Origin of the sequence: Pseudoalteromonas sp. OF5H-5, assembly GCF_021530695.1 — a bacterium.
Lineage (GTDB): Bacteria > Pseudomonadota > Gammaproteobacteria > Enterobacterales > Alteromonadaceae > Pseudoalteromonas.
The window spans coordinates 221,981-245,906 of sequence record NZ_JAKGBF010000004.1 but is presented as its reverse complement, the minus strand read 5'-3'; the positions used below and the strand labels follow the sequence as shown (position 1 = coordinate 245,906).

Here is a 23,926-nt window from a genome sequence, read left to right as displayed (position 1 = left end):
AAGCATAAAAAGTTATCACAAGCATAGAATTTAGACGGCATTGTGATATATGCTTGAGCAAAATGAGGGGGTTATAGATGCTACAAATAACAAAAAGTAATAAGCTCAATGGTGTGAGTTACGATATTCGTGGTCCAGTATTGGATCAAGCAAGAAAAATGGAAGACGAGGGCATGAAAGTCCTCAAATTAAATATTGGTAATCCGGCGGCATTTGGCTTTGATATGCCAGAAGATATGCACCGAGATATCATAAAAAACTTATATTCTGCACAGGGCTATTGCGACTCAAAAGGATTGTATTCTGCCCGAGTTGCCGTGTATCAATATTATCAGCAAAAAAGCTTTCCCAATATTAGTGTCGATAACATCTTCATTGGCAATGGCGTCAGTGAATTGATCCAAATGACCGCACAAGCCTTACTCAACGACGGTGACGAAGTGTTGATCCCCGCACCGGATTATCCGTTATGGACTGCCGCAGTTAAATTATCAGGCGGTAACCCAGTGCATTATCTTTGTGATGAAGAGCAAGACTGGTTTCCAGATATCGAAGATATCAAGCGTAAAATCACGAGTCGTACAAAGGCATTGGTGCTGATCAACCCAAATAATCCGACCGGTGCTGTATATGACAAAGCATTGCTTGAGGCATTAATTGACGTTGCCAGAGAACACAAGCTATTAATACTGAGTGATGAGATCTACGAAAAGATTTTATATGATGATGCGGAGCATTTTTCACTTGCGAGTCTTTGTGATGATATCCCAGTTATCACTTTCAACGGCTTAGCAAAAACCTATCGTGCGGCCGGGATCCGCATGGGCTGGATGGTGATCAGTGGTAAGCATTCAGTGATGCGGGACTTGATCACAGGCTTAGAAATGCTCGCGTCTATGCGATTATGCGCCAATGTTCCTGCACAGTTTGCCATTCAACAAGCGCTCGGAGGCATACAGTCCATCGACCAACTCATTGAACCGGGTGGGCGTTTGTATGAGCAGCGTGATATTGCGTTTAAAGGCTTAAACGATATCGAAGGGATAAGCTGTGTAAAGCCAAAGGGCGCGCTTTATGCGTTTCCAAAAGTCGACGTGAAGCGGTTTAATATTAAGAATGATGAGCGCATGGTGCTGGACTTGCTCAAAGAAGAAAAAATTCTACTTGTCCACGGACGTGCTTTTAACTGGCCCAGTGCGGATCATTTTAGATTAGTGTTTTTACCACATAAAGATGATTTACAGCCTGCAATGGATAGAGTAAAGCGCTTTTTTGCGCATTACAGTCAGTAATACCTTGTAAAAAAGCTCGGAAATCTCCGAGCTTTTTTGTGGGCTAGTAATTTGTTACTTAGGGAGTATTAGAATTTAGCTCCGGTGTCGTTTGTTGGCTATCAGCCGAGCTTTTACCTTTAAACCATTTGCGGCCAACGCGTTTAACATCTTCAAGTGCCACATATTGACAAGGGATAAGTACTAGGGTGATCACCGTGGCAAACAACACACCAAATGCAAGCGAAACCGCCATTGGAATAACAATTTTAGCTTGTAGGCTCGTTTCCATAATGATTGGTACAAGTCCGATAAAGGTGGTCAACGAAGTGAGCAAGATTGCTCTAAAGCGTTTACATCCGGCCTCGACGGCTGCGGCTTTTAAATCGATACCTTCTTCGCGTGCTTTATTGACAAAATCAACCATAACCAAAGAGTCGTTCACCACAACCCCAGCTACGGCAATAATACCAAAGAAAGACAAGCTACTCATTGTCATTCCCAATACCATATGACCGAATACCGCGCCGACCACACCAAATGGGATCACAGACATGATGATGACAGGCTGAGAATAAGAACGTAGTGGAATTGCCAGTAGTGCGAAAATAATCATTAATGATAGGGCAAAGTCACGAATTTGCTCAGCGACACTCTCCATTTCTTCTTGTACGCGACCTGCCACTGCACTTTGAACGCTAGGATAATTCTTTAATAGACTAGGAAGATATTCGTCACGAACTTGCTTTGCTATCTCAAAAGGTTGTGCGATTTCTGTATCAACTGATGCCCAAACATTAATAGTGCGTTTGGCGTTTTCTCGGCGAATTCGGTTAACACCGTCTACCAATTTCACGTCAGCCACTTCTACCAACGGCACTTCTGCACCTTGAGGCGTTAAGATACGCACGTCCTGAATGTCACTAATGGCATCACGGTGTTCTTTAGGATAACGGATCATTACTTTGATCTCTTCACCATCACGTAAAATACGCTGTGCTTCAAGGCCGTAATAACTGAAGTTCACTTGGGATGCAACATCCGCCAACGTGAGTCCAAGGCTGTACGCTAATGGTTTAAGCTCAAGCTGCACTTCATCGGTTGCTGATTGCATAGAGTCATTGATATCACCAACACCTTCAATAGTTGCTAGCTTGTCTTTTAGTTTCTGTGCGACTTCACGAAGCTCTTCTTTGTGTTTACCTTCTAACCTAAAGCTAATGTCTCCGTCATCACGGCCACCATTCATAATGCTATCTTGAATGTTTAGCGATTTAACACCAGGCAGTGCAGGCATTGTATCACGCCAGCGGGCGCTGAGTGCAAAGGTATCGATTGGGCGTGCATCTGGTTCAACCAAGATCACCATAATATTTGCGCTTGTGCGGCCGTTCATATTCACCATGTAATCACGGATCATTTTCTTGCCATACTCAGCCTCAATTTCTTTGTCGACATTCAGTACCATTTGCTCAATTTTTTGAATTGACTCAAGCGTCGCGTTTTCTGACGAAGATAAGTTCATATCAATCGAGATACGTGGAAAATCATGTGGGATTTTTGGATTAGCAACAAACTTCACTAAGCCACCAGCAAACATCCCGGCGCTAACAATTAAAATGGTTAAAAATCCAACAATGACGGTATAGCGGTAGTGAATACAGCGGACAATGAATGGGCGGTACGTGTTTTCAATGAAAGATTGAAGGCCGCTATCCATTTTTTCTCTGAGGCGGTGGAACGGATTTTTAGGGTTGCTTGGTTTTTCTTTCATCGCTGCTAAATGCGCAGGTAAAACCAGCTTAGATTCAACCAAAGAGAATAGTAAGCAAAGAATTATTACGCCACCAATTGCTTTAGAAAATGCTGCAGTTGGGCCAGTTGCTAATGTTTGCGGCAAGAAAGCAGCAACAGTAGTAAGCACACCAAAAGTGGCTGGGATAGCAACACGTTTTACACCACGGACGACATTATCGAGGCTATGACCATGTTTTTCTATTTCAGCATGGGCGGATTCACCGACGACTATCGCGTCATCAACGACAATCCCCAACACCAAAATAAAGGCAAAGAGTGAGGCTAAGTTAATCGTTACGTCTAAATAACCCATTGGCATCATTAAAAATGCACCTAAGAAGCTAACTGGCAACCCCATCATTACCCAAAATGCTAAACGCACACGTAAAAATAGAGCAAGCATTAGCATAACTAATACGCCACCTAACGCCATATTTTCTAGCATCATGTTAAGGCGGCCATTGAGGTAATAGGTCAAGTCAATAAAAGGTTCAAGTTCTACGCCTTGTGGCAGTGAGCCTTTCTTTGCCTCAAGATAGTTCTTAATGATATCTGCAACTTTGGTGATGTCTTGGTCTTTTGACGCGCTAACTTCATACACCAGTGAGTTCTTACCATTGTATTTAGAGTATTGCAGTCCTTCTTCAAAGCCATCGTTAATGGTGGCGACATCGCCTAAGCTAACCTGTGCGCCGTCTGGTAGTGTTAGTAAGGGGAGTTTTCTAAACTCGTCACCGCGATAGGCTTGGTTTTCAACTCGCATTGAAATATAGCCATTTTCGGAGCGAATTTGGCCAGCAGACATGTTCGCTGAGAAGCTCTTTACTGCATCCGAAATTGCTCTAAAACTTAGGCCGTATTCGCGCATTTTATCAGGGCTTATCTCAATAGAGATTTCGTAGTTCAGGCCACCATCAAAGCGTACAAGGTTAACGCCAGGTAACGACAGCATTTCTTCATGAATGCGATTACCAAGCTCTTTAAGATCATGGGGACTCAAGTCGCCATTGAGTGACAACCACATCACTTCTTGGGTTGCTTTGTCGTGACGTACAATAGGGCGTTCCATTCCTGATGGGAAAGTTGAGACGGAGTCTACTTGCATCTTGACTTCGTCGAGTACCTCTTTGGTGTTGTACTGCTCGTCTACTTCTATCCAAGTTTGCGAGTAACCGCGATTAGAGTAGGTGATCAAGCGTTTGATCCCTTCGAGACCTTCCATGGATTCCTCGATCTTAATCGTGATCCCTTCCTCGACCTCTTGAGGTGCCGCGCCCGGATACACAGCTTGAACACTTATCCAGTTACTATCGTATTGTGGAAACATTTGCTTGCGGATCGAAAACGCGGTAAGCAAGCCGCCAACAATAATAAATATCATCAATAAGTTTGCTGCGACTGGGTTACGTGCAAACCAAGCAATTAAGCCTTTTTCTGTACTTTGACTATGCATAAACCTTACTCCTCTTTGAGCGCCAATTGGGTGTTTGCGCTTTGCGAAGGAGTATCGTCTGTACGTAGTTGCATCCCTTCAGACGGATAGTCCAGCGCTGAAGTAATGATCTGTTGGCCTGACTCAACGCCGTTATCAACGACGACCATGCCATTGTACTCTCTAATAATATTGACCTTTTTGTAACTGAGCTTGTTATCGTCATCCAATGTTGCAACGCGACCTTCTTTCACTAAGTGATGAGGAAGCATAGTGGCATTTTGCACTAACAAACCTTGAATATCAGCGTTGATATAAGCGCCAAAACGTAGTGGTTTTACGTTGTTGTGATAAGGCTGTTCGACTTGAGCAACAAGGTAGGTCATGCGACTTTTGTTATCGATAACGCCTTCACTGCGGACTATTTCACCTTTCCAACTCATCGGTTGACCAGCGACTTCTGCTGTGATCACGACATCGGTGCCAACACCTTGTTGCGGTAGGTATTTCAATTCATTATCGGCAACAGGGAGGCGTACTTCCGCAACAGATGTCGCATTGAGTTTACCAAAGCCATTACCGGGATTGACTACACTACCAAGGCTTACGGTGCGAGATTCTATAATCGCATCGTAAGGCGCTTTGATATAAGTACGCTCTAAATTTCGGTTCGCTCTTTTCACCGCTGCCTGCGCAGCTTTAAAGCTTGCTAACTTTTCAGCGAGCTGAGGTTTTCTTAAATAAAGTTCGGAAGGTATTTTTTCGTTAGCGTTTGCTTTAATCCTTTGCCATTCTGCTTTTGCTACTTGCACCTGAGCTTGCTCTATTTCTAGCGCTGAGCTGGCTTGTGCTAAAGCCGCTTCGGCTTCAATCAGCGACGCTTCATAGTCATTCGGGTCGATGCGAGCAAGCACGTCGCCTTCTTTGACAAAGCCACCTTTGACAAACTTGTCAGACAATGAAATGACTTGACCGCTGACCTGAGCAACAAGCTCAGTACTGTATTTTGGCATCACGATACCGTATGACGATACGTTCAGCCTAATTTGGTCAATATGAATAGGTTGAACCTGTACGAGAGGATGTACTATTTCTTCTTTCTTCTCTTCTGGAGGTTGTTTCATTGCAGACATGGCAACAGCCGCTGCAATTCCCACCGCAAGAACGGCAATTGGTAGAATTATTTGTTTTTTACTAGCCACGTTAAAATCCTTCCTGTTGAATGATTCTTGATGACCCAGATTAACGGCTCTAGATCATCGATAAGCTTAAGAATACGCGAATAGTTATGTCGAGGTGTTTAAATCCAGACTGAATATGTAACAAAGCTTTGCGTACCTAAATTTATCGTTACATTCTTAAAAGCGATTGATGCTTTTACGTGTAGTCGATTTTTCGATAAAATGCACCACTTATTGTCAAAATTGCGAGAAACAGAATGGATTGTAGGCTTGGTTGTGGCGCTTGTTGTATAGCACCAAGTATTTCAACACCCATTCCCGGTATGCCAAATGGTAAACCTGCGGGGGATCGGTGTATTCAACTAGATGAAAATAATCTGTGTAAACTGTTTAACCAGCCAGAGCGCCCACAAGTGTGTTTGCAATTTAAGGCCATGGAAGATGTGTGCGGTGACAGTAATGAAGCAGCGATGCAGATCATCACAGAACTCGAAATGTTGACCTAACTAGCCTCTGGTTAACTGATAAAAAAACGCCCAGAAACTTACCTGCTAAGTTCTGGGCCTAGGGAAAGGCTCAAGATTGAGCCGTGCGCTAACTAAAAACACCTTCTAAGACTGTAGGGAGAAGTAGAAAGTACTGTTAAGTTTAGTTAACCTTTCATTCTTTTTACAAATAAATGAATCATTTATTAAGTTTATATAAAACAAAGAGTTGTTCTTTATATTCATAATCGGTCTTAAAAATATCAAAAGGGTATATTCAGGTTATACCCAAGTTATCAACAGGCCGTCTTTAATTAAATCCCGAGGCAAACTGTTTTTAACTTTGTTTTTTTGCCATTTCCCTAACCCGATGGCACTGCCACATAGCGTGAGGATCACCTCTCCCGTTAGTTTTGTCACCTCATCTAGGCGTATATCCTTGCCATTAAAGTAATCTTTAGCTTGCTCTTTTGTTAGCCCTAAAGTGTTTTTAGACGCTAAGTGGCCGAAAGTAGTGGCAAACTCATGCTCTAGTCTTACCCCATTTTTATGGGTAGTACCGATTAAAATCCCTATGCGAGAATATTTGATCTTATCTTGGATTGCTTCAAAGTTGTCAGGAAATAGCCATACCTCTTTATCGCGCTGCATCAACTTACCGTCAAGTTGGGCAATACCAAACTGTTTGTTTAGTACAGATAACAATAGTTGAGTGGTTTTCTTGTCCAGCGCTTCAAAAGGGAAAGTGCCTTTTTTCCGCTTTGGATTTTTAACGGCAACAGAGTGTAACTTCTTAAATCGAGCAATGAAAAACCCTTCGCTATCATATAGCTGAGGCCACACATGCAAGTATCCTTCGGACGTTGTTGCTTTTTCAGCACCCTCAAATAAAGTTGATAGGTTTTCGACTGCTACTGCTTGAGGGTAATTATCAATGAGGTGTTGGCATACTTGCTGATTTTCCAATGGTGTTAATGTGCAAGTTGAATACACTAAGGTACCACCTGGCTTTAAGGCTTGAAATGCACTGTCTATCAGTTGCTTCTGCACTTGTGCTATTTCAACATTAGACTCAATGGACCAGTTTTTAAGGGCATTTGGATCCTTTCTAACAGTGCCTTCTCCAGAGCATGGTGCATCAAGCAAGATGTTATCAAAACATTCATGCATATAATCGCCAAAGATACAGCCGTCAAAATGAGATAACGCAACATTTCGTATGCCCATACGTTTCATATTTGCCGCAAGCGCTTTGAGTCGAGATGAAGATAGCTCATTAGCGATTAGTACGCCGCGTCCATCCATGTAAGCTGCGAGTTGCGAAGTTTTCGAACCCGGTGCTGACGCCATATCCAAATTAATATCATCACTGCAGATAGTCGACTTCAATGCTGTTGGCGGCAACATAGAACTTGCTTCTTGGACATAGATGCAGCCACCTAAATGGATATCTGTGTTGCCTATAGCAAGATTAGCTTCTTCTTGTTCACTTCTTGATATCCAAAACCCTTCCTCACACCAAGGGATCGGTTCTGCCTGCCAATCACTTTTTTCGCAGTAGGCTAAGAATTCAGTGATAGACATTTTTAGGGTGTTGACTCTGACTGCTCGGCGTAAAGGAGACTGGCACTTATCTATAAAGTCTTCGATGCTAAGGTGATCAGGTAAGTAGGTTTTTATGTCGTCTAGAAACGCGCTGGGAATATAAGTTGATTTGTCCACGCAGTTACTCAATTTGAAAGCTTTACCACATTTTACACTTTCATGAGTGAAAAATGCATATTTGTTGTGACGATGCTGATTATTCAACCTGAACTCGGGATAACAACTTGTTCTCTAGCAGTTGTTATTCCTTACTACTGCGTTAAATTTGCTTGCAATAGGCCAGCTATTGACGCACAAATTTGCCTTGTATTAAGAAATAACTTCTGGCTAGAGTGATATTACACTTTTGAACTTGGATATTTTAGTGGATTAACTCACTTCTTATCCCGGGTTCAGGTTATTAAGCAAAACTCATGGCTGACAGTAAAAGACTATAGTTATATAATGCTCGCGAAATATCGCGAGGATTGCTATGTCTATTATCAAACACTTTTTGGCGGACCCTAAATTATTATTGAATGCGGTTGGAGAGGGGATCTATGGTTTTGACCTTTCTGGTAACGCTGTTTTTGTAAACCCGGCCGCAGAGCGTATGACTGGGTGGCAAAGTGATGAGCTTTTGGGGAAAAAAATACATCAGTACCATCATCATAGTCATGCAGATGGGAGTGATTATCCTGCTGATGAATGTAACATCTACAAAACGATGTTTGATGGTAAAACACGACAGGTAACCAATGAGGTGTTCTGGCGTAAAGATGGAAGTTGCTTTCCTGTGGAATATACCTCAACCCCAATCTTTAAAGATCAGCAAATTATTGGTGCAGTCGCGATATTTCGCGATGTGTCGCAACAGCACAAAACTGAAAATGCACTAAGAGAGGCGCTGAATAAAGTTCAAGTACTGACTGAGCAACTTAAAGATGAAAATGCCTACCTGCTAGAAACATTAAATGAAAATTGGCAAGACTCGGGTTTGGTGGGTAGTAGCGCAATATTTCAGGCTATGTTGGCGCAGCTAGAACTGGTTAGTCAGACTGACAGTACGGTATTGGTTTTAGGAGAAAACGGCACGGGTAAAGAGCTTGTTGCTAGAAATCTGCATCGTCTTAGTGAGCGCTCATCGCAACCTTTCGTTAAAGTAAATTGCGCTGCTTTTTCACCAACCTTGATTGAATCTGAATTGTTTGGACATGAAAAAGGATCATTCACTGGAGCGAATGAAAGACGTAAAGGACGTTTTGAGTTGGCGGATAAAGGGACCATATTTTTAGATGAAATTGGTGAGTTACCGCTAGAAGCGCAAAGCAAGTTATTACGTGTATTACAAGAGCGAGAGTTTGAGCGTGTAGGGGGAAGTAAGTCGATTCAAGTAGATATACGGATAGTCGCAGCGACCAACAGAGATTTATGGAAAATGGTCGAGGGTGGGGAGTTTAGAATGGATTTATATTATCGTTTAAACGTTTTTCCTATTCGAGTGCCTGCACTAAGGGAGCGTATAGAGGATATACCCGTATTGGCCAACAATCTCATCGTGCAGCTCAACAAAAAGCTGGGCAAGCAACTACGCGGGATCTCTAAAAAGGCTATTCATGCGTTACAGCGTTATGATTGGCCAGGCAATATTCGAGAACTCCAAAACGTGTTGGAGCGCGAAGCGATATTATCTAAAGGTCGTTTAATTGATTTATCTCAGGCACTTAACGCTACTGAGCAGCATAAATCTGAAAACGGTGAACTGACTTTAGCGCAGGCGGAAGCTGAACACATATTAAGAGTGCTAGAAATAAGTAACTGGAAGATCGCTGGCAGCAACGGGGCGGCTGATAAGTTAGGACTACCCGAAAGTACGCTAAGGTCGAAAATGAAAAAACTAAAAATTGCTAAGCTTTCGTGATATTTCGCGCCTATTCGTGATATTTCGCGATGTTGAAAATATAAGAAAAATAAATACAATAAAAATCAAAATGTTATAAACTTTCAGATTGGTCTGAAAGTTGCAATATCAAACTTGTGTATTACCAATGTAGCAAATAACATGAAGTTTGATATCAAAGAAGAAGACATGATCATTAAGCCCTATAAACAAGAAGGGCCTATTTACGTCAGAGAGCAAAAAGGTTTTTTCCAAAAAATAAGAAGAAACCTTGGCTGGTTTTTAATGTTAACTTTCGTTCTCATTCCTTGGATCCCGTACAACGAGCAGCAGGCCATCTTGCTTGATTTTGGTAAGCAGCAATTTAGGATATTTGGTGCCACCTTTCTCCCTCAAGACTTTATGATTCTAGCCTGGATTTTCATGGTGGGTGCCTTTGCTTTATTCTTTGTCACGACTTGGCTGGGTCGCGTGTGGTGTGGTTATACTTGCCCACAAACAATTTGGATGCTGATGTTCACTTGGGTTGAGCACCGAGTGGAGGGGACTCGCAACCAAAGAATAAAGTTGGACAAATCAAACTGGGATAGCAAAAAAGTCGCGAAGAAAACGGCCAAACACGCTATTTGGTTGATAATTTCGGTGTTTACTGCCACTTCATTTATGGCCTATTTTATACCTGCAAAAGAGCTGTATCTAGACATGTTTACGCTTGAGTGGACTGGCCTTACTTCCTTCTGGGTATTTTTGTTCGCACTTTGTACCTATGGAAACGCGGGCTTTCTACGAGAGAAAATGTGTACTGTGGCATGTCCATATTCTCGTTTCCAATCGGTGATGTTTGACAAAGATACGTTAGTCGTCACTTATGATAGCGAACGTGGTGAAAATAGGGGTCGTCGTAAACGCAAAGAAGACCCAAAACAGCTGGGGCTCGGCGACTGTGTAGACTGTAATTTATGTGTTGAAGTGTGCCCCGCTGGTATTGATATTCGTAATGGCTTGCAATACGAATGCATTAACTGTGGTTTATGTATTGATGCGTGCAACGAAACGATGAATAAATTCGGCTATCAGCCAGATTTGATTAAGTATCAAAGTGAGCATCAGCAAGCGGGTAAAAAATCCAATCCGTTTAGGTTAAAAATAGTAGGCTATGGTGCTATTACCGTATTGATAGTAGTCACTATGGTGATTTGGGCATTCAATCGAACACCAATAGAAGCTTCTGTCATTCGCGACCGTAATGCGCTTTATCGTGTTAATTATGAGGGGTTAGTCGAGAACCCATACACCTTAAGTGTAATAAACAAAACACAGCACGATTTAACTTACACCGTGAGCTTAAAGGGACTGCCAGATGCGAAACTTACAGCTCCAATCACAACGCATATCGCTGGCGGCGACATGGCGTTAATCCCAGTAACAGTGACCGCTGATGGCTATGAGCTTAAAGGTAAGCGCACTCCAATCCAATTCACTATAGAGTCGCAACAAGATGCCAATATTAGCATAACGAAGGACAGCTACTTCTATAAAAATTAGTTTACACTCCCCCCGACTCAAGGCGCTTGTATTATGAAGCGCCTTTTTTGTGTGCATATATGCACAATTTGACGCTAAATTTATGGCTTTCTCTCTGAACTTTTAGCGTATAAGCTTACTCTTATTGAGAATGAGTTTTATTAGCTGAATATTATGTTTAAAAATACATCACAACACTATGGTTTGTTAGCCATCATCTTTCACTGGGTTAGCGCGCTTGCGGTATTTGGCATGTTTGGTCTCGGGTTGTACATGGTTGAACTCAGTTATTACGATCCTTTCTACCGTGATGGCTTACATATTCACAAAAGCATAGGAATACTGCTAGCAGCTTTGATAGTACTTAGACTGATTTGGAAGGTTGCCAACCCTAGCGTGAAACCCGAAAGCGAAGCCACTCCCATGGACAAATTGCAAAACATAATAGCACATGTCGTTCACGTCGTTTTGTATTTAGGTTTGTTTGGGCTGTTTGTCACAGGTTACTTAATTTCTACCTCAGATGGTAGAGCAATAGAGGTGTTCAACTGGTTTTCTGTTCCAGGTATTGGGGAGCTGTTTGATGAACAAAGTGATATTGCAGGCACTGTGCATTTATATATTGCTTGGGGGCTCATTGGATTAGTGACGCTGCACATTGTGGGAGCGCTAAAACACCACTTTATTAATAAAGATCGTACCTTAGTTCGAATGCTCAAGGTACCAAACGCTACAAAAGTTGAGGATTAAAACATGAAAAAAACAATCATTGCATTAAGCATGGCAGCTATGACCTTATCGGCCGGAGTAAATGCTGCGGATTATGTAATTGATACTAAAGGTGCACATGCCTTTGTAAACTTTAAAATTAAACATTTAGGATACAGCTGGTTGCATGGTCGATTTAATAGCTTTGAAGGCGACTTCAGCTATGATGCAAAAAATCCAAATGCATCGAAAATCAATGTAGTGATCGATACTGATTCTATTGACTCGAATCATGCAGAGCGTGATAAACATTTGCGCGGTAATGATTTTTTAAACGTAAAAGCAAACCCAAAGGCGACTTTTAAGAGTAACTCGATTACTTTTAGCGATGATACAAATGCGAAGGTGAAAGGAAGCTTTACACTCAATGGGGTAACAAAGCATATCGAGTTTGATATTAAAAAAGTGGGTGAAGGTAAAGATCCATGGGGCGGCTACCGAGTTGGCTTTGAAGGTGAAACTCAGTTAAAACTTGCTGATTATGACATCGACTATGATCTAGGCCCTGCATCAACACACGTTACCATTGGTTTGCACTTAGAAGGTATTCGTAAATAATCTCTGCTAGCACCACGTGTTTCTAAATACGTGGTGCTGCGCTTTATATTCTAAGAGGAGTCCACTTTTCAAATGCAATATTAGTTTTAGAAAGTTAGTTTTTAAAGATACTAGCTAGCTGTGGCTGAAACTGCTCTGGTAACCAACGAGACATAGCCAGTCTAAACTGTTCGTTTTTATGGGCTTGTTTTAACGCTTCGCTAATTGCAGCTATCTGTTCCTTACCAATCGCATTGTTATTACAGCCCGCATATCCAGCTGTTATCTGCGAGGCAATACTCAATCTAACTTGTGTCAATTCATCTTGCTTATCAACATGCAATTTGTGGTAGTGGTGTTCGCTTGGGTATCCAAGTATCACATCGACTCTTTTTTTAAGTAGCATGATAGTCAAACTCTCTAACGTATCTCTTCCTGGTCTTATGAGCACTTGCTTGGAAGGCAAACCCGCCAATAACGCATCAATTTCATGGCCAAACGATCGATTTGCCGCGACACCTACAGTTAGTCCATGCTCAGTTACGAGTTTTTCCAAATCAATTGCGCTGTTGGTAATGCCAAGTGACTGTGCAACATCTTTCCTTAGTGCGGCAGAGGTTGATAATCCGATAGTGGAATACTCTTCACTAAAAGCGATATGTCTTTGCCGCTCGACTGTTTTATAGAGGGAGATCATACAATATTGGTTGTTGAAATTAGAGAGCTCATGTATGGCCCTAGATGCGGGGAATACTTTATAATTAAAAGTGTAATCGGGCATCTGTTGTTGAATGAGTTTTATCAATAACTCGTCTCGTCCTTGCCCTTCCAAATCGTCAGCAAGGATATAATAAGGCGCGAAATCTATCGCAATCCAAGTTATTTGTTTTGCAAATACAAAACTGGATTGAAAGGCAATGAAGAGGAGTAAGATGATTTTGATCAAATTGGGTCACTCTTGCTGAACTTACAATAAGCTTAGCATTGTTTGCGATGTTGATGATTAAATTAATGTTTATTTAATTTGTATTTAATGTTTACAGAGGTTGGCGGTATGCTAGCTTTAAAAGAAGTTTTAGTTTTGGGTAAAAGCATGCTAGCAAAGCTCAGTTAAGCGATTGAATATAGAGTTTGATTGCAGTGCGTTAATCCAAATATAAGTAGATAAGGCCACATGGCAAGGAAAGTCATAAAAGCCAATAACGATAAATTATTAATAAGGAAAACCTATGGCTATATTAATAGTTACCGATATTTTCGGTCATACGGATCATATTGATCGTTTTGCTAAATCGCTTGGAAGTGACGTGCAGGTGCTTTCACCATTTATAGAAGAACCAAATAGTGTCTCAGAGTCGGATTGTTATGAGCTGTTTTTGGCTCAGTGTGGTCATCGTTTATATGCTGATAAAATATCAGCAGCGATTTCTGAATACAAACCAAAACTTATTATTGGCTTTAGTGCAGGCGGAGCTGCTGCGTGGGTTGCATTGTCTGAACAAGGTGCATCTCACTCTGTCGAGCAACTTATTGCATTTTATCCCAGCCAAATACGTAACCATCTAAATATTAAGCCCAGCTGCGATGTGTCTATCTTCTTTGCTCAAGTTGAATCTCATTTTGACGTTGAGCCCGTCATTGAGCAGTTAAAAGATAAAAAAGGATTGAATTGTATCCGAACGCGGTATTTACACGGCTTTATGAACAAGCTTTCGGGTAACTATGACGAGTACGCATACTCGCATTATCAGTATTTTTGCCAGCGAGAAGCGCGTAACTATTTTGAGGTTGTGCAACAAGAAGCGGAGTTTTCATAACAACATACGCAAAAGCGGCTTGAGCGAACTACACTAAACACTAACTTATCATACTTTAAGGAGTGAAAGATGTATCCCGAGTTGCCTGATTATCAACATTTTTATAGTAATCCGATCGCCAAACCTCCATGCAGAATGCTAAATGCACAAATGTATGGCTTTTTTGTCAAAGGAAAAAAATCAACAATCCAAACCTATGTTGATAAAACGCTTAATTCGGTTTCTAGTAGTGAATTTGTATTCAGGGCCCTAACCGATTGGTGCTTATTGACATTTACAGATATAGAAAATATCGCGTCAAAAGTGCCGCCATTTAGTAACTATGGATATATGCAAGAAACCGATGTCATCATCTGGTTGCCAATTCTGCAAGTCAATCTCGAAACGTTAAAGGCAGAACATCTATATTGGTATCCAGCATTTATCTCGGTCAACAACATTAACGCACTGATAAATGGTCGAGAAATATGGGGCTACAACAAATATTTATGTCGCTACGAAATGCCTGATAACTTTGGTGACCCACTGAGCTTTTCCCTCTCTCTGGAGACCTTTAAGGAATTTGATCCCAACGTCAAAATGGCATGGCATGAATTGTTATCCATTGAACCTGAGGATGACGGGGAGTCATGGCTAAAAGAAGTGTTGGAAGTGGGTGAAGAAATTGCTGAGCTTTTCAAAGACTCGGTGTCTGATTTAAACGTCGATAGTCAATTTCTTAAGCAGTTCTTATCAGGGTTTACCCACCCGCAAATGGATCAAATATTATTTAAGCAGTTTCCAGATGGTCATGCCGAGAAGTCTGTATATTCGGCAGTGGTGCATTCCCCTTCAGAGGTGAAGAAAATCCACAAAATTGGCTTTATCAAAGATGACTTAAGCCTGAATCTACAACGAATGGATGCGTTTCCACTGGATAAAATGTTTGGCATTCCAATAGGCAAAAGCGAGGTCAAGCTACCTTACTTTGTGAAAATGGACTTCGATCAGGCAGGAGTGGAAGAAATTGTTTCCAGTGCTCAGAGTATCGCTAACCTCCATCGTTAGTGTACTGGTGGCATAAAAAACACGATTTTTTACTAAAGCGATATTTGCATGTTTAGTTGTCTTCCTATGTGGCTTTAGATGTTGCTCGTCAACAGGTTAGAAAAAGGAAGGTTTATGAGTAAACAAAAAGTAGCAATACTTGGCGGCGGTGTTTCGGCAATGACTGCTGCGGTATACATGACTGAACAAGACGATTGGCAAGAGCGCTATGATATTACCGTTTATCAGCAAGGTTGGCGCTTGGGGGGCAAAGGGGCGAGTGGTCGTAATGCTGAATACGGCGAACGTATAGAGGAGCACGGTCTTCACGTTTGGTTTGGTGCCTATGTCAATTCTTTTAGGGCAATTGAGACCGTTTATAATAAGCTTGAGCGCTCAAGTGATATCCCCATTCACACTTGGCAACAAGCGCTAAAACCACATAGTTTGGTGGTGTTGCAAGAATATATTGATCAGCAATGGCAAACTTGGTCAGTAGATTTCCCTGAGATCCCAGGTAATCCAGCAGATGGCACACTCGATTTACATTTTTGGCAGATTTTAAAATTACTTGCGGCTTGGCTACACAAGTGGGTTGATGATTTGGAATGCGAAGTTGAGAAAACCCACAAATCCACACAACTCAAAACTAAAAAAGAAAGAGACAAAACGCTGCTTGCTCACTTGGGACAGGAAGTTAAAAGCTTTTTTGATAGTGTAGAAGAAAAGGCTAGAGCTCTATTTGATGACGCAGAAAATCAAGCCCAAGAGGTCGTATCCACACCAAAGCTGTTAATAACGCAACTTAGTAATTTTCTAACGGTACGTGAAGCTGATCATCGTTTAGAAAATAAGAAAGATCACTTAGTTGTTTGGTATATGGTTCGAAAAATTAGGCGCTGGTTGCAGTCTGAAGTAAATGACTTAATTGATGACAACCCTGTCATTAGACGTCTATATATATGCATAGATTTAGGTGTTGCGATGACCATTGGCATGCTCCGAGACAAAGTCTATTCACGAGGGTTTGGTTATCTTGATCAATACGATTTTAAACAGTGGCTCAAGCGCAATGGCGCAAATGAATTGCTGTCTGTGGAGTCTGCACCAGTCCGCGGCTTTTATGATCTCGTTTTTGGCTATGAGAACGGTGATTTTAAAAAGCCGAATGTTGAAGCGGGAGTTGCGGCTTTGGCCATGCTTCGGATTATGCTGTGTTATCGCGGTGGTGTGATGTGGAAAATGCAAGCGGGAATGGGAGATATTATTTTCTCTCCTATTTATGAGCTGCTCAAACATCGAGGCGTTAAGTTTGCGTTTTTTCATCAGGTTGAATCGTTACACTGTACACAGGATGATGATGGTCATTATGTTGATAGCATTCAATTAATTCAACAGGTTAAACTAAAAGAGACGCAAAGTTACGAGCCTCTGGAATTAGTCAAAGACTTGCCATGTTGGCCAAGCTCGCCTCTGTGGCAACAAATTGACCCGCAGCAAGTGGCACTACTTAAAGAACATGAGATTAACCTAGAGTCTTACTGGTCTAATTGGGAGGCGGTTTACCAACAAGCATTTGGACAGAGGTTACCGAGAAAAACACTAAATAAAGGTACTGATTTCGATTTAGTGATTTTTGGGATCTCAGTGGCAAGTCTTGAGCCACTTTGTCAGCAATTATTGGCTAAAGATAACGGCTTAAAGTTGCAAGCTGAAAAGGTCAAAACTGTTGCGACTCAAGCATTACAGTTGTGGCTTACTAAAACTGACAGTGAACTGGGTTTTCACGATCCTTCTGGTAGTAATGAGCCACCAATATTAAGCGCATTTTCTCAACCTTTTGACACTTGGGCCGCGATGTCTAATTTAATTGAGGTTGAAGATTGGCCAAATACACAGCCAAATAACATTGCCTACTTTTGTAGTGCTTTTACCTGCGCAGATTATCCACCTCCGAGCGATCATGAGTTTCCTGAGCGCATGAAAGCTCAGGTAAAAGAAAACGCATTGCAAAAACTTAGATTACAGATGCAGCCACTGTGGCCAGAGGCTTATCATGGTAACGACTTCGACTGGAACGTATTGTTTGATGTTGATAATAACGAAGGTGAAGTTAGGTTCAACACTCAGTATTGGAGGGTGAATGTCGACCCCAGTGAGCGTTATGTCTTAAGTGTTGTTGATAGCAGTCAATTTCGACTGCCTACGGACGGCTGCATATTCAATAACCTCTACATTACTGGAGATTGGATTAAAACCGGTGTCAATGCAGGTTGTGTTGAAGCTGCTGTGATGGCTGGCATGCAAACGAGTAGAGCCATCACCGGATATCCTCAAAACATTAGTGGAGAATCAGGGTTTGAGCCGTTTAAATAACCGAGCTATTACTCTTTAGGCGCTAAACGAACGTTTGGTTTTTGAACCGTTAGTTGTACAACTGTATTAGCTTAACCTATATTCTACGCCCTGCAATTTGCAGGGCTCAAATTCCACCTTGGTATAATTTGTATGTATTATGAACGATAACTTGAACCTTAAAAAGGTAATCGGGTTCATTTGTTTGGGGGTCTTTTTAATTCAGCTATACTGATAGTGCAATTGCATGATATAGCTCGGGATTCAAACTATGCCACATCCAAATGTGCTGTTAAATACGATAACACTAACATTACTCTTAGCAGTCTCGATGGAAGCATCAGCACAAGTCGAAGAAGAAATCGAAGTCATTGAGGTATACGCCCAAAAAAGAAAGCAATCTATCAATGATGTTGCTATCGCTGTTAAACCCATATCCGGACAAGTCATCACTGACGCCGCGCTGAAAGATACGACCGAACTAGGTAGTTTAGTTGCGAATGTAAAAATCAGTCAAAATGCAGCTGAGGGTACGCCCCCAGCGGTCAGCATTCGAGGTGTCGGACTTGTCGATTATAACACGGCTAACACTTCTCCGGTTGGGGTGTATTTAGATGGTATATCTGTTGGGTCTGCGAATAATCAAATCATTAACTTGTTTGATGTTGAACAAGTTGAAGTGTTGAAAGGTCCACAAGGTACACTTTTTGGTAGAAATACCACTGGGGGGGCAATTTTAGTGCGCACGGCGCGCCCAACAGATGGTGATTTTGCTTCTGTCAGTGTAGGGGTCGGTTCTGACTCTTTATCAAGAGCTCGTGCGACGCTCAATTATAGCCTAGATCAAAATAGCGCGGTGCGACTTGCAGCTAGCCACAATAACTATGAGTACACAACGTATAACTTACAGCCTGACGCTCCTGAGGCGTATATGGAACAAAATGATGTTCGACTAAGTTATTTTGGCGAGTTTGATAAGTTCAGTGTTTTTGTGAAATTAGATTATGGTCATTGGAATGGACTGGTTCAGCCGGTCGGGAATATCGGATTATTCTCAAACCCTTTGGATGGTTCATTATGTTCTCCAGCCCAAGCGGGCACTAGCAACTGCGTTGATGCGCTTGGCTTTAATATTGGCAGTGACGATTTTTGGGCTGTACGGGTAAATAATTATCAAAAACATCACAGTATAAGCAAAGGCGTTACAACAGAGGTCGCGTATGCACTGGATGACCGGTCTCAACTTATTTATCTTGGGGCTTTCAATCGCTTAGATAGGATACATGGATTTAATTGTGATGGAAGTCCATTTTCATTGTGTGAAGGCGAGTTAGGACTTAAAAATGAAAAGCTGGTGAATGAGCTTAGGTTTGAGCAAAGTATGGAGACCGGCTTTCTAACGGTAGGTTTATTTCAACTAGAAGAGCGTATTTATCAAGATAATTTTAATGACTTATTACGTGATTTTAGGGGAACCCCTAATGGTGCAAGTGCGGCGACCTTTTTCTATGATAATGATATTAAAGTAAAATCAATGGCCTTATTTGGTCAATATGAATATGAAGTTAGTGAGCATACAGATGTACTCGTAGGAGTAAGATATAGCGATGAAGATGTGAAGTATGACTCTTTTTCCTATTTAAACGTGCCTTTTGGAGGTAATCTCGCTGGCATTTTAGTTCCTGCCTACGACATTGAGGGAAAAGAGTCCGATAGTAATTTGTCTGGAAAATTGTCGGTTATCCATAAAGTTAAATCGGATAAAAGTGTTTATTATAGTTTATCTAATGGTGTAAAAAGCGGCGGCTATAACGGTGGCTTCCTTATTTCGAAGGATGCCGCGATACAGGCAAGTTATGGCCCTGAAGAACTAATCGCTCATGAAGTAGGCGCTAAGCTGTTATTTAATGACCTTAAACTTCGTACAAATTTGGCTGCTTTTTACTATGATTATAAAGATCAACAGGTATTTATGAATCAGGCTTCAGAAGTACCTGGAGCGCCGCCTTATCAGTTACTTGAAAACGTAGGTAAGTCCAAAATCTATGGTGCTGAGATAGAAAATACTTGGTATCTATCGGAGCAAACTCAGATAGGCTTAGATGTAGGGTATATACCTGAAGCTAACTTTGAGGAGTTTATCGATCCAGTTGGCGTTGTATTGACCGACAATCGTTTACCGTTTACATCCGAATGGAATATCTCTGGGCAAATAAATTATGCATTTAATTGGGATGAAGTTAGTATAAAAAGTAGAATAGCATTTGATTATCAAAGCGAATATTACTTTGACCAAAACGAATCTCCGTATGCTAAGCAACCCAGTTATATGCTTTGGAATGCTAATCTACAGCTGGAGTATAGAGACTGGCAGTTAGGTATTTGGGGTAAAAATCTTCTAGATAAAGAGTATAGCCACCTTAAATTTGACCTGAGTAGTTTTTTGGGAATGTTAGAAGACTTTAAAGGTGAGGGAAGAAGAGTAGGCATGGATGTAACATATCGATTTTGATTTTGCTTAATCACTATACGTATAAGTCACCTGACTTGGGGGTTGAAAACTTGCAGATACAATACCGAATCACAGGTAACTTTACTGAGGTAACAGGCTAGAATGCGTTTACTCCTGATCATTTTCAGCATAATTCTGGTTTCTAGTTTTGCCTATGCAGATCAGGCTGTGTTGAAATTGACGCAGCCTTGGCAATATCAAAATTTACACCATGTTGGAAAGGCTTATGAGGCAAATTCTAGTACAAGATTTCCTCAAAACTGGGCTGAATTGAGTGCGTGGGAATCTATTCATGAACCACTAAAAAACAGAGCGCTGTTTTCTGGTCGTTATTTCTTGGTTACTAAAGTCAGAAATGAAACACCCTTAAATGAATTTGTGCTTTATCCATACAATACGGTATTAAGCAAAGTTGAGTCGAGGATATATACACCGGAAACAGTCTTGCGAGTTTTCTCTGGGGGTAAGGTCGAAAATGAATTTGCATTTCATTATGGTAATCAAGTCAAGTTGGAGCCTAGTCAAGATTATTATATCGTTACTCTCTTCGAGAGTGATTTCTTTTACACCCCGGTAAAGTTGACCATTGAGCCTCTTAGAGACTTTCAGCAGGAAGTGGTCTATGAAAATCTTATTATGACGCTTTGTTTTGGTGTCGGCATTGTTTTGGGGCTGTATAACTTATTAATCTACATCGGCTCTAAAGATATCACTCATTTTTATTACGCATTATTCACTTGTGTGTGGGTATTTGCGTGGAGCCATTTTTTTCATATTCCCGACGAGTTATTTGGGTTTTACTCTGCAAACTTACATTGGTTAGGTTTTGCGCTTGCGCCATTAACTAACGCGTTATTTTATATCCATCTTCTAAAACTCAAGGACGTTCATCCAAACTATGTGTCGATTTCTATTTGGCTTGGTGTGATAGCTGCGCTTGGACTACCGTTTTGTATTCTTTTCCCTGGCTTTGGTTTTATTTGGGCGACTTTAGTAACGGGGTTAGCGCTTTGCTTCGGACTATTTGTTGGTATTACGCGTTGGACTGAAGGATTTAAGCCCGCTCGCTATTTTGTAATGGCATATATTGCAATGGCGATCCCCAATATGGTGGGTAATTTAACGAACTTAAGTTTGCTGCCTGAATCGTCGAGTAACTTATATCTTTACGGTCTAATAGGTACTGCGCTTGATGCATTACTGCTGGCCTTCGCAGTTGCGGACAAGTTTAGAATTACCAGTGAAGAAAATATAGAACTCAATAAAAACCTTGAAGCAAAGGTGTTAAAGCGGACCTATGAGTTAGAGCAGGTGGCCTCAGAACTTAGAGATGCTAGTGAGGCAAAAAGTCGATTTTTGGCAAACATGAGTCATGAAATAAGAACACCAATGACGTCAATTATTGGCTATGCCGATGGCATTATGCTCGGAGATATTAAGCCACATGAGCGTAATCACGCTATCTCCGTTATTTTGCAAAACTCGCGTCATGTACTTGGGCTAATTAATGATATTCTGGATATGTCTAAAATTGAGGCCAATAAACTAGAAGTTGAGTTGGTGGAGTCAAACCTTTTTCAAGCGATTGCGCATGTCGATTCATTATTGGGTAAGCAAATTAGAGATAAAGGACTGGAGTTTGCGCTGAATTATCATTTTCCGCTGCCTGATTTTGTGGTTATTGATCCCACTCGTTTGCGACAGATATTACTAAATCTCACATCTAACGCAATGAAGTTCACGACGGTTGGTAAAATCTCGATTGATGTGGCGTGTCAAAACGAGCGTCTCATGATTACAGTGCGAGATACCGGGATAGGAATGACAGCGGACGAGCAAAAAGAATTATTTAGCGCGTTTTATCAAGCTGACTCTTCCACATCAAGGAAATATGGTGGGACAGGGCTTGGACTAAATATCTCCAAAAGCTTAGCGAGAAAGTTAGATGGTGATATTTCGGTAGAAAGTGAGGTAGGCTCAGGTACTGCCTTTACTCTTACTGTTGGCCTATATACCACCGAGAAAACAAAGTGGGTGCAAAGTCTCGCTCAAATCGGTGATGTTCGTGAACAAGGCACAATACCTGATGAAATAAATCAAGAGCTTAAAGGTGAGGTGTTATTAGCTGAAGATAACACAGACAATAGTAAGCTTATTAAGCGTATTTTAGAGCGTATGGGTTTATCTGTGACGGCGGTTGAAAATGGTCAGCTAGCGGTACAGGCGGTACTAGATGGTGATTTCGATTTGATATTAATGGATATCCAAATGCCTGTAATGGATGGTGAGCAGGCGTTTAGCTTTATTCAGGCAACAGGGTGTAGCACGCCTGTGATTGCATTAACTGCCAACACCATGCAGCATGAAATTGAGCGTTACTTAAAACTTGGATTTAGTGATCATCTTGCAAAACCTATTGATAGAGTCGTGTTCAGTCAAAAGGTAGCCTATTATTTGGATATCCAAGTCGACGAGGAAGTTGATCTTCCTGAAGCCGAATTTTATCAGTTAAAACAACAGTATATTTCTGGGCTGCATGAGCAAATCATTCAGATAAAGAATCAAGCTAAGTATCAGGACTACGATGCGTTAGCAAGAACAGTTCATGCGATTAAAGGTACTGCTGCGATGTTTGATTGTATTGATATTCATAAAATTGCAAACGAGTTGGATGTTAAGCTGAAGAATAAACAACTAGAGTGTGTTGAAGTGCAGCTAACTGAGTTACTTGGTGCGATGACAACCGCTATTGAGTCAGAAAAGCAGCAAACCAAACAAGCTTAGGATTCTACGCCTTGTTAATATTTATAGCGGATAGGCATGATAATGAAAGGATTTTATACAACACCTTATCTTAATGGCTGCAGACTGTAGATTTGAGCCTTACTTAGGTCAGGGAAGTCCTTCCGCTGTTTATAGTTGGCATATAGATTGGAAAATATTGTGGTTTTGGATAGTTTATCTAGACTCGCAATAAATAAACGTCCACTGTTACGGTCTCCCGATATTACACTGCCTTTACAACACTGCTGAAATGAGGAGATAAGCGCTCTGATTGTGTTCTTATTGCCCGTATCCTGCAGTGCAATTTCTGCTTCTATAAAGAATGCAACCCCACTCCAATAGACTCTTTGTTGTGCGTTTAATGACCACATTTGTTCGCTCACTGTTTTAAGTGCTCCTTTATTCATTCGCGTATTTTTTGCGCCTCGGCTGAGCCCTGAGATTAGTCTTGTACGAAACTCTGCAACATTAAAAATATCGTTCTCTAGCATAATGACATTTTGTAAATAGGTAGCAAGCCCCTCTGCAAGCCAGAAATCTGAGTGGTCAAGCAACGGGTGATAAAGGTGAGCAATTTCATGGTACAAGGTCCAATCTTTAATCAACACTCGGCTTGAGGTAAATCGTTTGATTTGGAGTAGAACAGCGTCGGGTTTGCCACGTTGAACCGTGGCCCATGGCACAGGCTCAGATGCGAATAAGCTCGGTTCAATGATAAATGGAAGTGTATATTGTTGTAATATTCCCAAGGAACGCTCTGTTGCTTTAACACCGTGTTTTAGCCAAGTTTCCACATGTTGTCTATCACTGCGACTGATCCAGCTCTTATATTCGATTTCAATTTCGGTTGCCTGAGTGGATGCAATTAAGCCAAACAACAGTATAAACATTAATAATTTCATTATTTTCTCTACAATGGTTACTTTGTAAATAGACCTGAGAACGCATTATTT

Annotated in this window: 16 protein-coding genes; 11 read left to right on the top strand and 5 right to left on the bottom strand. The window is 41.3% G+C overall.

Annotated elements, in window-relative coordinates:
• Positions 1–77: 77 nt before the first annotated feature.
• Positions 78–1,292, top strand: a complete 1,215-nt coding sequence (locus L1271_RS07830) for a pyridoxal phosphate-dependent aminotransferase (RefSeq protein WP_102056685.1) — start codon at positions 78–80, stop codon at positions 1,290–1,292.
• Positions 1,293–1,350: 58 nt separating this feature from the next.
• Here the strand turns inward: L1271_RS07830 and L1271_RS07825 are convergent, their stop codons facing one another.
• Both L1271_RS07825 and L1271_RS07820 read right to left on the bottom strand, forming a co-directional pair.
• Positions 1,351–4,521, bottom strand: a complete 3,171-nt coding sequence (locus tag L1271_RS07825; protein WP_102056686.1) for an efflux RND transporter permease subunit — start codon at positions 4,519–4,521, stop codon at positions 1,351–1,353.
• 5 nt (positions 4,522–4,526) lie between these two features.
• Positions 4,527–5,702, bottom strand: a complete 1,176-nt coding sequence (locus L1271_RS07820; RefSeq protein ID WP_010604595.1) for an efflux RND transporter periplasmic adaptor subunit — start codon at positions 5,700–5,702, stop codon at positions 4,527–4,529.
• 236 nt (positions 5,703–5,938) lie between these two features.
• Here L1271_RS07820 and L1271_RS07815 point away from each other — a divergent pair, with 236 nt between their 5' ends.
• On the top strand, positions 5,939–6,187 hold the full coding sequence (locus tag L1271_RS07815) for a YkgJ family cysteine cluster protein (RefSeq protein ID WP_235367505.1): 249 nt from the start codon (positions 5,939–5,941) through the stop codon (positions 6,185–6,187).
• A 261-nt stretch (positions 6,188–6,448) separates the two neighbouring features.
• Here L1271_RS07815 and rsmF read toward each other — a convergent pair whose 3' ends face one another.
• Positions 6,449–7,888 (bottom strand): 16S rRNA (cytosine(1407)-C(5))-methyltransferase RsmF, encoded by a 1,440-nt coding sequence (gene rsmF, locus L1271_RS07810; RefSeq protein WP_235367504.1) that lies wholly within the window; start codon positions 7,886–7,888, stop codon positions 6,449–6,451.
• 355 nt (positions 7,889–8,243) lie between these two features.
• Between rsmF and L1271_RS07805 the strand changes: the two genes are divergently transcribed.
• The 4 genes from L1271_RS07805 (at position 8,244) to L1271_RS07790 (ending at position 12,500) form a co-directional block, all read left to right on the top strand.
• Positions 8,244–9,671 (top strand): sigma-54 interaction domain-containing protein, encoded by a 1,428-nt coding sequence (locus tag L1271_RS07805; protein WP_235367503.1) that lies wholly within the window; start codon positions 8,244–8,246, stop codon positions 9,669–9,671.
• Positions 9,672–9,812: 141 nt separating this feature from the next.
• Entirely contained in the window at positions 9,813–11,195 is a 1,383-nt protein-coding gene (ccoG, locus tag L1271_RS07800) for a cytochrome c oxidase accessory protein CcoG (RefSeq protein WP_010371615.1), read from the top strand.
• Positions 11,196–11,348: 153 nt separating this feature from the next.
• Positions 11,349–11,924 (top strand): cytochrome b, encoded by a 576-nt coding sequence (locus L1271_RS07795; RefSeq protein WP_235367502.1) that lies wholly within the window; start codon positions 11,349–11,351, stop codon positions 11,922–11,924.
• 3 nt (positions 11,925–11,927) lie between these two features.
• Complete coding sequence (locus L1271_RS07790; protein ID WP_235367501.1) at positions 11,928–12,500, top strand: YceI family protein; 573 nt, start codon at positions 11,928–11,930, stop codon at positions 12,498–12,500.
• Positions 12,501–12,594: 94 nt separating this feature from the next.
• On the opposite strand, the gene L1271_RS07785 is transcribed toward L1271_RS07790, so the two are convergent.
• The gene (locus L1271_RS07785) at positions 12,595–13,425 is read right to left on the bottom strand and encodes a transporter substrate-binding domain-containing protein (RefSeq protein ID WP_235367500.1); all 831 of its coding nucleotides are present in this window, start codon (positions 13,423–13,425) and stop codon (positions 12,595–12,597) included.
• A gap of 283 nt (positions 13,426–13,708) precedes the next feature.
• On the opposite strand from L1271_RS07785, the gene L1271_RS07780 reads away from it, so the two are divergent.
• The 5 genes from L1271_RS07780 to L1271_RS07760 all read left to right on the top strand — a co-directional run bounded on the left by L1271_RS07780 (position 13,709) and on the right by L1271_RS07760 (position 22,973).
• Positions 13,709–14,296 carry a dienelactone hydrolase family protein gene (locus L1271_RS07780; protein WP_102056692.1) on the top strand — a complete coding sequence of 196 codons (588 nt, stop codon included), beginning with the start codon at positions 13,709–13,711 and terminating at the stop codon, positions 14,294–14,296.
• A gap of 69 nt (positions 14,297–14,365) precedes the next feature.
• Positions 14,366–15,343, top strand: a complete 978-nt coding sequence (locus L1271_RS07775) for an acetoacetate decarboxylase family protein (protein ID WP_235367499.1) — start codon at positions 14,366–14,368, stop codon at positions 15,341–15,343.
• A gap of 114 nt (positions 15,344–15,457) precedes the next feature.
• Positions 15,458–17,698 (top strand): NAD(P)-binding protein, encoded by a 2,241-nt coding sequence (locus L1271_RS07770; RefSeq protein WP_235367498.1) that lies wholly within the window; start codon positions 15,458–15,460, stop codon positions 17,696–17,698.
• A gap of 250 nt (positions 17,699–17,948) precedes the next feature.
• Positions 17,949–20,189, top strand: coding sequence for a TonB-dependent receptor (locus L1271_RS07765; protein WP_102056695.1), 2,241 nt, complete (start codon positions 17,949–17,951; stop codon positions 20,187–20,189).
• A gap of 102 nt (positions 20,190–20,291) precedes the next feature.
• The gene (locus L1271_RS07760) at positions 20,292–22,973 is read left to right on the top strand and encodes an ATP-binding protein (protein ID WP_010604604.1); all 2,682 of its coding nucleotides are present in this window, start codon (positions 20,292–20,294) and stop codon (positions 22,971–22,973) included.
• A gap of 65 nt (positions 22,974–23,038) precedes the next feature.
• Here the strand turns inward: L1271_RS07760 and L1271_RS07755 are convergent, their stop codons facing one another.
• On the bottom strand, positions 23,039–23,875 hold the full coding sequence (locus L1271_RS07755) for a M61 family metallopeptidase (protein WP_235367497.1): 837 nt from the start codon (positions 23,873–23,875) through the stop codon (positions 23,039–23,041).
• Positions 23,876–23,926 lie beyond the last annotated feature (51 nt).

Coding starts and splice junctions, on each gene's coding strand:
- L1271_RS07830 (WP_102056685.1), top strand. CDS start 78: ATGCTACAAATAACAAAAAGTAATAAGCTCAATGGTGTGAGTTACGAT.
- L1271_RS07825 (WP_102056686.1), bottom strand. CDS start 4,521: ATGCATAGTCAAAGTACAGAAAAAGGCTTAATTGCTTGGTTTGCACGT.
- L1271_RS07815 (WP_235367505.1), top strand. CDS start 5,939: ATGGATTGTAGGCTTGGTTGTGGCGCTTGTTGTATAGCACCAAGTATT.
- L1271_RS07805 (WP_235367503.1), top strand. CDS start 8,244: ATGTCTATTATCAAACACTTTTTGGCGGACCCTAAATTATTATTGAAT.
- ccoG (WP_010371615.1), top strand. CDS start 9,813: ATGAAGTTTGATATCAAAGAAGAAGACATGATCATTAAGCCCTATAAA.
- L1271_RS07795 (WP_235367502.1), top strand. CDS start 11,349: ATGTTTAAAAATACATCACAACACTATGGTTTGTTAGCCATCATCTTT.
- L1271_RS07790 (WP_235367501.1), top strand. CDS start 11,928: ATGAAAAAAACAATCATTGCATTAAGCATGGCAGCTATGACCTTATCG.
- L1271_RS07780 (WP_102056692.1), top strand. CDS start 13,709: ATGGCTATATTAATAGTTACCGATATTTTCGGTCATACGGATCATATT.
- L1271_RS07775 (WP_235367499.1), top strand. CDS start 14,366: ATGTATCCCGAGTTGCCTGATTATCAACATTTTTATAGTAATCCGATC.
- L1271_RS07770 (WP_235367498.1), top strand. CDS start 15,458: ATGAGTAAACAAAAAGTAGCAATACTTGGCGGCGGTGTTTCGGCAATG.
- L1271_RS07765 (WP_102056695.1), top strand. CDS start 17,949: ATGCCACATCCAAATGTGCTGTTAAATACGATAACACTAACATTACTC.
- L1271_RS07760 (WP_010604604.1), top strand. CDS start 20,292: ATGCGTTTACTCCTGATCATTTTCAGCATAATTCTGGTTTCTAGTTTT.
- L1271_RS07755 (WP_235367497.1), bottom strand. CDS start 23,875: ATGAAATTATTAATGTTTATACTGTTGTTTGGCTTAATTGCATCCACT.